Annotated in this window: 7 protein-coding genes and 1 pseudogene; 6 read left to right on the top strand and 2 right to left on the bottom strand. The window is 74.5% G+C overall.

Annotation, left to right across the window (positions count from 1 at the left end; genetic code table 11):
- The first annotated feature begins 72 nt into the window (after nucleotides 1-72).
- The 5 genes from murA (at nucleotide 73) to AB0B97_RS24365 (ending at nucleotide 9,492) form a co-directional block, all read left to right on the top strand.
- Complete coding sequence (gene murA, locus AB0B97_RS24385) at nucleotides 73-1,428, top strand: UDP-N-acetylglucosamine 1-carboxyvinyltransferase (protein WP_308195384.1); 1,356 nt, start codon at nucleotides 73-75, stop codon at nucleotides 1,426-1,428.
- A 113-nt stretch (nucleotides 1,429-1,541) separates the two neighbouring features.
- Nucleotides 1,542-2,135 (top strand): DUF3043 domain-containing protein, encoded by a 594-nt coding sequence (locus tag AB0B97_RS24380; RefSeq protein WP_357496694.1) that lies wholly within the window; start codon nucleotides 1,542-1,544, stop codon nucleotides 2,133-2,135.
- 177 nt (nucleotides 2,136-2,312) lie between these two features.
- Complete coding sequence (locus AB0B97_RS24375) at nucleotides 2,313-2,873, top strand: XRE family transcriptional regulator (protein WP_357496692.1); 561 nt, start codon at nucleotides 2,313-2,315, stop codon at nucleotides 2,871-2,873.
- A gap of 374 nt (nucleotides 2,874-3,247) precedes the next feature.
- Nucleotides 3,248-8,449 (top strand): WG repeat-containing protein, encoded by a 5,202-nt coding sequence (locus AB0B97_RS24370; protein WP_357496690.1) that lies wholly within the window; start codon nucleotides 3,248-3,250, stop codon nucleotides 8,447-8,449.
- A 44-nt stretch (nucleotides 8,450-8,493) separates the two neighbouring features.
- Nucleotides 8,494-9,492, top strand: a complete 999-nt coding sequence (locus AB0B97_RS24365; protein WP_357496688.1) for an aldo/keto reductase family protein — start codon at nucleotides 8,494-8,496, stop codon at nucleotides 9,490-9,492.
- Between the two features lie 53 nt (nucleotides 9,493-9,545).
- On the opposite strand, the gene AB0B97_RS24360 is transcribed toward AB0B97_RS24365, so the two are convergent.
- The gene (locus AB0B97_RS24360; RefSeq protein ID WP_357496686.1) at nucleotides 9,546-10,343 is read right to left on the bottom strand and encodes a site-2 protease family protein; all 798 of its coding nucleotides are present in this window, start codon (nucleotides 10,341-10,343) and stop codon (nucleotides 9,546-9,548) included.
- A complete protein-coding gene (locus AB0B97_RS24355; RefSeq protein WP_030337978.1) occupies nucleotides 10,343-10,543 on the bottom strand; it encodes a hypothetical protein in 201 nt (66 codons plus the stop codon). The genes AB0B97_RS24360 and AB0B97_RS24355 overlap by 1 nt, the downstream gene beginning before the upstream one ends.
- Before the next feature lie 145 nt (nucleotides 10,544-10,688).
- On the opposite strand from AB0B97_RS24355, the pseudogene AB0B97_RS24350 reads away from it, so the two are divergent.
- Nucleotides 10,689-11,495, top strand: a pseudogene (locus tag AB0B97_RS24350) (serine/threonine-protein kinase); the annotation flags it as partial.
- Nucleotides 11,496-12,358: the final 863 nt, after the last annotated feature.

The following is a 12,358-nucleotide window of genomic DNA, read 5'->3' as shown; positions in this document are numbered from 1 at the left end:
CGCATCCGGGGTAGCGACAGAGTTCAGGCTCCCCACCATCAACACAGCAGCACCGACGCGCTGGAGGTTGCGTTGACCGACGACGTCCTGATCGTGCATGGAGGCACTCCGCTCGAAGGGCGGATCCGCGTGCGCGGCGCGAAGAACCTGGTTTCGAAGGCGATGGTCGCCGCACTGCTGGGCGACAGCCCGAGCCGGCTGTTCGACGTGCCGAAGATCCGCGACGTCGAGGTGGTCCGGGGTCTGCTCGGTCTGCACGGCGTCAAGGTGACCGACGGCGCCGAGGACGGCGAGCTCGTCTTCGACCCGGCGAACGTTGAGAGCGCCAGCACCGACCAGATCAACGTGCACGCCGGTTCGAGCCGGATCCCGATCCTGTTCTGCGGGCCGCTGCTGCACCGGCTCGGGCACGCGTTCATCCCGGATCTGGGCGGCTGCCACATCGGCCCGCGCCCGATCGACTTCCACCTGCAGGCGCTGCGGGAGTTCGGCGCGACTGTCGACAAGCGGCCCGAGGGTCTGCACCTGTCCGCGCCGAACGGCCTGCACGGCACCAAGTTCGCCCTGCCGTACCCGAGCGTCGGCGCCACCGAGCAGGTGCTGCTGACCGCGGTGATGGCCGAGGGTGTCACCGAGCTGCGCAACGCCGCGGTGGAGCCGGAGATCATCGACCTGATCTGCATCCTGCAGAAGATGGGCGCGATCATCAAGGTCCACACCGACCGGGTGATCGAGATCCAGGGCGTGCCGAAGCTGCACGGGTACACCCACCGCCCGATCCCCGACCGGATCGAGGCCGCCAGCTGGGCCGCGGCCGCGCTGGCCACCCGTGGCCACGTCGAGGTGCTCGGCGCGCAGCAGGCCGACATGATGACCTTCCTGAACATCTTCCGGTCCGTCGGCGGCGAGTACGAGGTCACCGACACCCGGCCGCCGAAGCTGGGCGACCCGGGCCAGGAGGGCGGCATCCGCTTCTGGCACCCCGGCGGCGAGTTGAACGCGGTGGCGCTGGAGACCGACGTCCACCCCGGCTTCATGACCGACTGGCAGCAGCCGCTGGTCGTGGCGCTGACCCAGGCCCGCGGCCTGTCGATCGTGCACGAGACGGTCTACGAGCAGCGGCTGGGCTACACCGAGGCGCTGAACTCGATGGGCGCCAACATCCAGGTCTACCGGGACTGCCTCGGCGGCACCCCGTGCCGCTTCGGCCGGCGCAACTTCAAGCACTCGGCGGTGATCGCCGGGCCGAGCAAGCTGCACGCCGCCGACCTGGTCATCCCGGACCTGCGGGCCGGTTTCAGCCACCTGATCGCCGCGCTCGCCGCCGAGGGCACCTCCCGGGTGTACGGCGTCGACCTGATCAACCGCGGCTACGAGGACTTCGAGGCGAAGCTCGCCGACCTGGGCGCGCACGCCGAGCGTCCGTAACCTCTCGCACCAATCGTTCGGCCCCGACGGCTCCAGGTCGCGCTGCGACCTGGAGCCGTCCGCCGCCGTACCGCGATGTGCACCGGGCGCGGACCGTTGGCTACCCTTGCCGCGTGCCGTCGCTCTTTCGCCGCAAGTCCAACGACCTCGTCGACGAGGCCGTCTCCTCGGTGACCTCCGAGGAGACCGCCGAACGTCCCCGGGGTTACACCCCGGCCAAGGGTCGGGAGACGCCGAAGCGGCCGACCGTCGGCCGTCGCCCGGCCGGCCCCACCCGTCCCCTCACCAAGGAGGAGGAGCGGGAGCGGCGCCGCCAGCTGCGTACCGAGGCCGCGGCCGAGTTCCGCCGCGAGGGTGGCCCCCGCGACCGGGGCCCGGAGCGGCTGCTGGCACGCAACGTGGTCGACTCCCGGCGTACCGTCGGCACCTGGTTCTTCGGCGGCGCGCTGATCGTGCTGATCGGCTCGAACGCGGCGATGCCGCCGGTGGTGCGGCTGATCTCCAACGTGCTCTGGGGCGCGCTGGCCCTGGGTGTGGTCGTCGACTCGCTGCTGATCTGCCGCAAGATCGGCAAGCTGGTCCGGGAGCGCTTCCCGAAGAGCGACCAGCGGATGGGCTCGCTCTATCTCTACGCCGTGATGCGGTCGATCACCTTCCGGCGGATGCGCGCTCCGGCTCCTCAGGTCAACATCGGCGACAAGGTCTGATCCCGGCTCCGGCGGGCCCACGTCGTCCCGGCGGCGGCTCCGGCCGCGTTGGGGGCAAAGCACAGCGGGAAGCATCCGGGCCGCGGCTGTTCGTTGTACCGTGCGCGTAGTTCATCACGGTGAACAGGTCGCCCGTTGTTCGTCACCGCGAACGTTGATCCACTGGAGCGAACACGCATGCCTGGAGAACCGGCTGCCCCGTTGGCCACCATCGCTGCCGCGCTGCGCCGCGAACGGGAACGCGTCGGTGTCTCGCTGGCCGAGCTGGCTCGTCGGGCGGGGGTGGCGGAGTCGACGCTCGCCCACCTGGAGTCGGGGACCGGCAACCCGAGCGTCGAGACGCTCTGGGCGCTCGGCGCGGCGCTGGGCGTCCCGATCAGCCGGCTCGTGGAGCCGGCCCACGTCGACATCCGGGTGATCCGCGCCGGGGAGGGACCCCGGGTCGGTTCCGAACAGGCCGACTTCACCGGGACGCTGCTCAGCGCCGGCACGTCGCACCTGCGCCGGGACGTCTACCTGATCGAGTTGGAGCCGGGCGCGGTCCGGGAGGCGGACGGGCACACCCCGCGCAGCATCGAGCACGTGGTGGTGGCCGCCGGGCGGCTGCGCGTCGGCCCCGAGGCGGGCACCGTGGACCTCGGCCCGGGTGACTACGCGACGTTCCCCGGCGACACACCGCACCGGTACGAGGCGCTGGTCCCCGGCACCTTCGCCGTCCTCGTCATGGAGCATCCCTGACCCGATGCTCCGGTCCACCTGGCTGGCGGGTGGGGTATCGTCGAAGGTCAGATTGGGTTATCGACCTAAATGTCCGGAACCATCGGATAACGTTTGCGCTCGTGGACGGTGCCACAGTGGCGGTGAACGAGCCCACGCCGTTACCCTCCATCCGCAGCCACGCCCTGCCGGAACGGGCGACCCGACCGGCACGCGAGGCCCCAGCGCGACAATGTGCAACGAGGTGACAACGCCGTGAGCGAGCGGACGCGAGCCGGCCACCGGGGCGTGGCAGGCGGCGACCGGACGCCCATGGGTCAGCGGGGCCCGACCTCGGCCACCTCACCGTCGACGGGGAGCGGCCACGCGGCCGGGTGTGGCGACGGGCTCGACGGATGAACGGCCGCTACACCGACCGGTGGCGGGACCCGAACGAGCCGTCCTGGGTGGTCGAGCCGACCACCGAGTGGCACCCTCAGTTCCCCGGCCAGCGCTACCCCGGCGACATCGGCGTCACCCACCAGCCCGCACCGCCGCGCGGACGGGCGACAGTGGTCGGTCGTACCGAGGTGCCGCCGCTCGCGCCCACCCGACCGGACGGCACCTACCTCGGCCGCTCCTGGGCCGACGAGCCTCCGGGCGAGCCGGCCCCCAACGGCCGGTGGGGGCCGGACGACGAGCCGGGTGAGACTTCGTCCTACGGCTGGTCGCGCGGTGACGAGCGCCCCGCCGACACGGCGCACCACGGCCGATCCGAGACACCGCACTACGACCATGAGCCGTACCGTCGGCCGCTCCCCGAGCCGCCCCGACGCGAGGAGCGCCGCTCCCCCGAGTCGGACCGGCGGACCGCCTGGTCCGACCGGCGTCCCGGCGACGACCGGGGACCGGCCCGGGAGGCCGCCTGGCACCGCGAGCAGCCCACTTCCGAGCGGTACGACAGCCGTGCGCCCCGACCCGAGCCGATCGACCGGGACCGGGCGTACCCGACGGCGCCACCCGTCTCCCCCGGGCCCTACTCCCCCGCACCGCGCGGTGACTCCGGCTGGGTGCCCGAGCCGAACGAGGCGCCGCGCCGGCGCGGCACGTCGGAGCGACCGGCCGCGAGTCACGACCGGCACCCCGGCGACGGGTACGGCACCCGACCGGCCAGGGGCCACGACGGCCGCCCGACCGACGGTTGGGCCGCCGAGGGGGCCGGCCAGTGGGCACCCGTGGACAGCCGGTCCCGCTACCGCGCCGACGGCCACCCCGACCGCCTCCCCGATGACGCCCGCCGCTCGGAACGAAGCGTTGCCGACGAGGCCCGCCGCTCGGAACGCCTACCCGACGACGCCCGGCGCTCGGAACGCCGGCCCGACGACGCCCGCCGATCGGAGCGGGGCGCTGCCGACGAGGCCCGCCGCTCGGAACGCCTACCCGACGACGCCCGGCGCTCGGAGCGGGGCGTTGCCGACGGCCGGTCCCGCGTGGACGCTGGCCCCGGTGCCCACACCGACCGGCAGCGCCGGCCCGACGAGGCGTTCGGTCCGCCACAGACGTCCGACGGCGGGAGGCGGCGTCGCCCCGAACCGGAGACGCCGGAGCAGCCCCGCCACGACGGCGAGCGTCGCCGTCCCGATGTCGAGCCGCACCGGCAGCAACCCCGCGAGGCGGCAGCCCGCGCCGAGGCGTACCCAGACCGGCGTCCGCGCGAGAACGCCCGGCCGGAGCGGTACGGCGATGAGCCGTACCGCGAGGAGACCTACCGCGAGCCGCGGTCGCAGCCCGGCCCCCGCTCGGGTGGCGGCCTACCCTGGCCTGCGCCCGGTCCGGTGCACCCGGACCGGACACGGGAGCCGGGCTACCGGCCCGAGCCGCACTACGGCGCCGAGCCGGAGGTGTCGCCACGACCGGCGACGCGACCCGCACGGCCAGCGGCGGAGCCGCCCCGGTACGACGATCGGCCCGCGCGTCCCGCCGCGACGGCGCCACCCACCTCCGGCCGGGCCACCCCCGTCCCGCCCACACCCGTCTCCCCGGCCGCACCGGGCACCGGCCGGGCGACTCCGATCCCGCCCACACCCGTCTCCCCTGCCGCACCGGGCACCGGCCGAGCGACGCCGGTCCCACCCACACCCGTCTCCCCGGCCACGCCCGGCACCGGCCGGTCGACTCCGGTTCGTCCGGTGTCGCCGGCAGCGCCCGCCGCGCCCGGCCGGGACCGGCCGGTATCCGCGGCCCCCGTCTCTCCCGCTGCGGCGGACAACGGGTGGCAACCGTCCACGTCGTCCACGCGCGCCGAGCGCGACCGGCCGGTGTCGGCCACTCCGGTCTCCCCGGCGGACGTCCCCGTCTCCGGTCCACCGGCCGCCCGACTGCGGCTGGAGTTCCTGCCCGCCCCGGTGGATCCGCCGGCGGCGGACGAGCGGCCGGAGCCGCCGCAGCGGCCCGAGCACCGCACACCCACCGAACCGGCGTCGACTGCCGACCCGCGCGCCACCGCTCCACCGCGCTATCCCGGCCCGGACAACCGCGCGCACCCGACACCGCCGGTCCAGCAGGACCAGCAGACGCATCCCAGCCCCGGGCAGCGGCCCTCGCCGCCTGCGGATGACCGCCCGCCGGTCGCGCCCCCACCGGCCTGGCAGCGGCCGGAGCAACCCGCCAGCCCCACGACGCCGACGTCCTCGGAACCCGCGCCGGACGCCGAGCCGGCGCTCCCGATCGCCCCTGGCGTACCGCGTCGCTACGTGCCCCCGGCGCCCTCGGAAGCGCCCGTGCCGACTCCTGCGGAGCCAGCGGAGGCGTTGACCAGGGGACCGGAAGCCTGGTTCAGCCCCGGCACCCAGCCGGTCGAGCCCGACCAGGACGGGACAGCAGCGGACCAGCGACCGGCCGCGGAACCCGAGACAGCCACCGTCGCCGAGACGAGCGAGGACTGGAAGCCCGGCGACGGGTCGGCCGGCTCGCCGCCACACGCCGAGGACGAGCAGGACCCGTCGGCGACGTCCGCCCAACCGCTGGTCGGCGACCCCGCAACCGACCGACGACCCGACTCGACCGTCGAAGCCGCTGCGACACCGATCGCCGAACCGCTCTCCCCACCACCGAGCCGACCGGTGTCCGCACCGCCGGCCGATCCGATCGCCGCACGCCCCGCCCCACCCGACTCGGCACAGCCCGTCTCGGCACCACAGGACGTGGCACGGCCGGTCTCGGCACCGCCCGACTCGGCCTGGCCCGTCTCGGCACCGCCGACACCCGCGTCGCCGGATTCGACCCGGCCTGTCTCGGCACCGCCGGGCGCCGCGACGTCCGACTCGGCCTGGCCGGTCTCGGCACCGCCGGGCGCCGCGACGCCCGACTCCGCCTGGCCCGTCTCGGCACCGCCCGCTCCTGCGCCGGCCGACTCGACCCGGCCCGTCTCGGCACCGCCCGTCTCCACACCGCCGGACTCCGCCTGGCCCGTCTCGGCGCCGCCGGCCTCCGCCACGTCTGTGGAGGTGGCCGAGGGTGAGCGTCGCTCCTGGGTCGACGACCTCGCCACCCACGGGGAGCCCACCACCGAGCCGACGCCGACCGACGGACGGGAGCCGGTCTCCGGACCGCCGGCACACCCGGTCTCCGGTGCTCCACACACCTGGTCGGACGAGCTGGTCGACGATGCGGACGACACGACGGCAACCGTCGAGCCGACATCGGGCGATAGCCACCGTCCGCACAGCGGTGAGTCGTACGCCGAGACGCCGGGACACCACAACGACCTCGCCGCCGACGACGGCCACGACGCCGCCGGCCCGACGAGCACGCCGACCGCCGACGCGTCCACCGATGCGTCGCGGGACGGCCTGGTCGACGCCGAACCGTCGGACTGGCCGGCATCGCCCGCGTCGAGCAGCGCGTACCCGTCGACCGCCAGCCCGGACACGGTTACCGACCCGGCAGGGTCGGGTTCGACGACCGATGGGACGCGCACGCCGCCCGAGCCGGCGGCCGAACCGCCCATCGCGACGGCGCCCGTCTCCGCACCGCCGGCCACCGCACCGCCGGCCGCGCCCGTCTCCGCGCCACCTGCTGCGCAGGCACCCGTCTCCGCACCGCCCGCCTCGGCAGCACCGGCCGCGCAGGCACCCGTCTCCGCGCCACCAGCGACGCCTGTCTCCGCGCCACCCGTCTCCGCCCCGCCCGCCGCGCCCGTGTCTCCCGCTGCCGCCGTACCGCTCGCTGGCATTCCCGGGCCGCGCAGCGGGTCGTCCGACCAGGACGCGCAGGTGTCGGCGCCGCCCGCCACGGCGCCGGAGACGCCCCGCCGTTCGCTGGCCGATCAGGGCGACCCGGAGCAGGTTCTGGCCGCGTACCGCTGGCGGCTGGACCCGGTGACCCTGCGCGAGGAGCTGACCGAGCCGGACGCCATGCGGGCCATCCGACGGCGGTTGACCGAGAAGCTGGGCTCGGCCGTGGACAACAAGGCCCGTGCGCGGCTGCTCAGCCTGCGCGCGGTCGCCTCGCGGATCCTCGGCGACCTCGACGACGCGTTGGCCGACGGCCGGCTCGCCCTCACCTACGCGGAGGCCACCGGCGAGCTGCGCCGGACCGCGCTGGCCCAGGCCCGGCTGGCGCACGTCCTGCGCTGGCGGGGCGACTACGCCGAGGCCGACCAGCTCTTCGCCGAGGCCAACTCGATCGAACTGCCCGACCGGCTGCGAGCCGCCCTGCACGAGCACGCCGGGCGGTGCTCCTATGACCAGGGTCGGCTGATGGAGGCCTGCCACCACTTCGAGCGGGCGCTGGACCTGCGCGGGGCCGGCGACGCCGAGCTGCTGGACCGGATCCGGGTGGCCCTCGACGCGGTCACCGCGCGGGCTTCGGCCGACGGCTTCGGGCCGTACCCCCGGAGTCGCGACGAGGTGCTCGACCGGGACCGGCCCCCGCAGCCGGACCGCGACGGACCGCTGTGGGGTTACACCGACCACGCCGGCGACGTCGTCATCCCCGCCCGGTACGCCGAGGCGCAGCCCTTCCACGACGGGCTGGCCTGGGTCCGGCGACCGGACACCGACCGGTGGTCCCTGATCAACCTGCTGGGTACGACGGTGATCCCGCCCTCGTACCGGGCGGTGCGCCCGTTCAGCGACGGCCTGGCCTGGGTGGTCACCGACGGCGGATGGACGGCGATCGACCCGACCGGCGCGGTGCAGGTTCCGCCGAACTTCGCCGACGTACGGCCGTTCCGCCGAGGGCTGGCCGCGGTGAAGCGCGAGGGGTGGGGCGCGGTCGACCGGACCGGCCGGATCGTGGTGCCGACCCGCTACCACGGCTTCGTCACCGAGCTGACCGACGCGGGTCCGGTCGACGGCTTCACCGACGAGGGTCTCGTCGTCGTCGACGTGGCCGGTCGGCGCGGTGTGGTGGACCGGACCGGCGCGGTGCTGGTGCAGCCGTCGTACCCGATGGTGGTCATCCACCCGGTGGCGTTCCTGGTGGTCAGCGGCAGCGGCCGGTGGGGCGCGCTGGACCGGCGGGGTGGGCCGCTGATCGACCTGGTGCACCCCGATCGCGCGGCCGTGCTGGAGGAGATCGACCGGCTGTTGACCGACGCGAACCCGGTGCTGTGAGTCGCCGCACGGCGATCGTGATCCACCGGAGCTAGGGTCGGAGTATGGAATTCCGACACCTGGGCCGTTCCGGCCTGATGGTCAGCGAGATCTCGTACGGCAACTGGATCACCCACGGTTCCCAGGTCGAGGAGGACGCGGCGAACGCCTGCGTCCGGGCCGCCCTCGACGCGGGGATCACCACCTTCGACACCGCCGACGTGTACGCCGGCACCCGGGCCGAGGACGTGCTCGGCCGGGCGCTGCAGAACGAGCGTCGCGAGGGCCTGGAGATCTTCACCAAGGTCTACTGGCCCACCGGGCCGGGTCGCAACGACCGTGGCCTGTCCCGCAAGCACATCATGGAGTCGATCAACGGCTCCCTGCGCCGGCTGCGCACCGACTACGTGGACCTCTACCAGGCCCACCGGTACGACTACAGCACGCCGCTGGAGGAGACGATGGAGGCGTTCGCCGACGTCGTGCACTCCGGTAAGGCGCACTACATCGGCGTTTCCGAGTGGACCGCCGAGCAGCTGCGGGCGGCCCACTCCCTCGCCCGGGAGCTGCGCATCCCGCTGGTCTCCAACCAGCCGCAGTATTCGATGCTGTGGCGGGTCATCGAGGCCGAGGTCGTGCCGGCCAGCGAGGAGCTGGGCATCGGCCAGATCGTCTGGTCGCCGATGGCCCAGGGCGTGCTCTCCGGCAAGTACCTGCCGGGGCAGCCGCCGCCGGCCGGTTCCCGGGCCACCGACGAGAAGTCGGGCGCGAACTTCATCTCGCGGTTCATGAACGACGACGTCCTGACCCGGGTGCAGCAGCTCAAGCCGCTCGCCGAGCAGGCCGGGCTGAGCATGGCCCAGCTGGCCGTGGCGTGGGTCCTGCAGAACCCGAACGTGTCGTCGGCGATCATCGGCGCGTCCCGCCCCGAGCAGGTGCACGACAACGTGAAGGCGGCCGGGGTGAAGCTCGACGCCGGGCTGCTCAAGGCCATCGACGAGATCGTCGAGCCGGTCACCGAGCGGGACCCGGCGAAGACCGAGTCCCCCGCCGAGCGGCCCTGACGCGGGTCCGGTCCGGTCGGCGCACCCGCGCCGGCCGGACCGGACAGCTCGGCTCAGCCCTGCCAGAACCGGATCAGGTCCAGGCCCGCGGCGTAGAGCCAGGAGGGCAGACCGAGCAGGTCACCGACGGCGAAGACCGCGTCGAAGAACCAGCCGCCGATGCGCGGGTTCCACAACAGCGCGAACAGCAGAATGAAGCCGTACGGGGCGAACAGGTCGTACATCCTGCGCCACTGCGGATTGAGCCACGGCTGGATCATGTTGCCGCCGTCCAGGCCGGGCACCGGCAGCAGGTTGAGCACACTCGCGGTGAGCTGCAGGAACGCCAGCAGCGCCACCCCGGCCCAGAACTCCACCGGGCCACCCGAGGACGTGCCGAGTCGCACGGCCAGCACGAGCAGCAACGTGAACAGCACGTTGGTCGCCGGGCCGGCGAGGCTGACCAGGGTGTGCCGCAGCCGCCCCGGAATGGCGTGCCGGTCCACCCACACCGCACCGCCGGGCAGACCGATGCCGCCGAGCAGCACCACCACCACCGGCAGCACGATCGACAGCAGGGGGTGGGTGTACTTGAACGGGTTGAGCGTCAGGTAACCGCGGTGGGCGATGTCCCGGTCACCGGCGCGGTAGGCCACCACCGCGTGGGCGTACTCGTGCAGGCAGAGCGACACCAGCCAGCCGGACACCACGAACAGGAACACGTCGAGGCGGACGCTGCCGTACCCGTTCCAGGCCAGCACCCCGCTGACCGCGAAGAGCGCGACCAGGCCGAGGAACACCGGGCTGGGCCGGAACGCCGCCTTGGGCACGCCGAGCACCAGCCCGTCGGCCCCCGGCCGGTCGTAGGCCATCACTCGGCCGTGGGCAGCAGGCTCATCCGGTACTCCACCCGGTCGTCCTCGACGAGCGCGACCGAGGTGACGCCGGACGCCGCGAGCTCACGCCAGGTCTGACCGATCCAGGATTCGGCGTCGGCCTGGCTGCCGAACGATTCCGCCGGGCCCTCCACCGTCTGACCGTCCGTGCCCTCGTACCGCCAGCTCCACGCCATGCCGCGTCTCCCCTCGCCGCTGAAGTCCCCGTGGGACGAACCCCCGCAAGCGTAGTCGGCCCGGCGCGCAACGGCCGCTCGCTCGCCCCCGCGGCAGTCCACGGGGTGGATCAATCCGATCGACGCCGGCCGGTACGGTGGCTCGGTGCTGACTCGGGGGGTACTGCTCGGCGACCGCTACCGGCTGGGCGAGCGGGTGGCGACGGGCGGGATGGGCGCGGTCTGGCGCGGCACCGACGTGCTGTTGGAGCGCGAGGTGGCGGTGAAGGTGCTGCTGCCGTCGCTGGTCGCCGACGCCGAGTTCACCGCCCGCTTCCGCGCCGAGGCGCGGATGCTCGCGGCGTTGCGGCACCCCGGCGTGGTCGCGGTGCACGACGTCGGGCAGGCCGCGCTCGCCGACGGCAGCCGGGTCGACTACCTGGTGATGGAGTACGTCGAGGGCGAACCGTTGTCGGCCCGGGTACGCACGGCGGGGCGACTGGACGCGGCCACCACCATGTCGGTGCTGGCGCAGGCGGCCGACGCCCTGCACACCGCCCACCTCGCCGGCATCGTGCACCGGGACGTGAAGCCCGGCAACCTGCTGGTCAAGGCGGACGGTCGGGTGGTGCTCGTCGACTTTGGCATCGCCCGGTCCCGCAGCATGGCCGGGTTGACCGCCGCGAACATGGTGCTCGGCACCGCCGCGTACATGTCTCCCGAGCAGGCCACCGGCCAGCCGGTCGCCGCCGCCACGGACGTCTACGCCCTCGGGGCGGTGGCGTACTTCTGCCTGGCCGGGCGGCCACCGTTCGACGGCGACAACCCGCTCGCGGTGGCGTTGCGGCACGCCCAGGACGAGCCGGCCCCGCTGCCGCCGGACACGCCGCCCGCGGTGGCGGCGGTGATCGCGCGGGCGATGGCCAAGCGGCCGGCGGAACGGTACGCCAGCGCCGCTGAGTTGGCCGCTGCCGCCGCTGACGCCCGCGACGCGACCCTGGCCAGCATCCCGCCGTCCGCCCGCCCTCCGTGGGCGGTGGCCGCCCCGGCGACGCCCGTGGTGGGCGCCACCACCCCACCGGCCCTCGCGCCGCCGGTTCCGGGCACCACCCCGGCCCTGGCGCCGCCGGCCTCGCCCGTTCCGATTTCGACGCCGCCCGTGCCGACCGGCGTGCCGACGCCGCAGCCGGTCCCGCCCACGGACCCGGCCGGGCCACCGGCCTTCCGGGCCGGGCTGGCCCCGATCCGGCAGGCCGAGACCGGGCCGACCCGCGAGGATCCGTTGCCGACGTCGTCGAGCCGGCGACGCGGGCCGCTGCTGGTCGGGGTGGGCGCGATCGTTCTGATCGCGCTGGTCGGCGGGGCCGTGACGGCGCTGCGTCCGGACGCCGGGCCGGGCGCGACGACAGGCTCGGCGGCGCTGGCGGGTGAATCGACGTCGGGCGCCGTTGTCACGCCACCGACCACTGACACCACCACCCCGGCATCCCGGGCCGGTGGCACGCCGAGCGCCGCCCGGACCGCGACCGCCACACCGACCGGTGGCGACCGATCGGGTACGCCCGCCAGCGGCAGCCCGGCCACCCGCAGCGCGGCACCGGGGACCACGCCGACCGGGGCGGCCAGTGGCAGACCGACGTCCAGCGGCAGCCCGGCGGGCCGGCCCAACCCGTACACGGCGGCGCAGGCGTGCGGCAGCGGCTATCAGGTGATCGACTCGGCGACGCTGACCGACGGTGGCGGCCGCCGGCAGGGCCGCGTCTACCTGCTCTACCACTCGGGTAACGGCAACAACTGCGTGGTCACCCTCAAGGACACCGCGGTCGGGGCCAGGAC

The organism is Micromonospora sp. NPDC049004 (assembly GCF_040649315.1).
Classification (GTDB): Bacteria; Actinomycetota; Actinomycetes; order Mycobacteriales; family Micromonosporaceae; genus Micromonospora.
This window is presented reverse-complemented; position numbering and strand designations above follow the sequence as displayed.

Coding starts and splice junctions, on each gene's coding strand:
- AB0B97_RS24375 (WP_357496692.1), top strand. CDS start 2,313: ATGCCTGGAGAACCGGCTGCCCCGTTGGCCACCATCGCTGCCGCGCTG.
- AB0B97_RS24370 (WP_357496690.1), top strand. CDS start 3,248: ATGAACGGCCGCTACACCGACCGGTGGCGGGACCCGAACGAGCCGTCC.
- AB0B97_RS24365 (WP_357496688.1), top strand. CDS start 8,494: ATGGAATTCCGACACCTGGGCCGTTCCGGCCTGATGGTCAGCGAGATC.
- AB0B97_RS24360 (WP_357496686.1), bottom strand. CDS start 10,343: ATGGCCTACGACCGGCCGGGGGCCGACGGGCTGGTGCTCGGCGTGCCC.
- AB0B97_RS24355 (WP_030337978.1), bottom strand. CDS start 10,543: ATGGCGTGGAGCTGGCGGTACGAGGGCACGGACGGTCAGACGGTGGAG.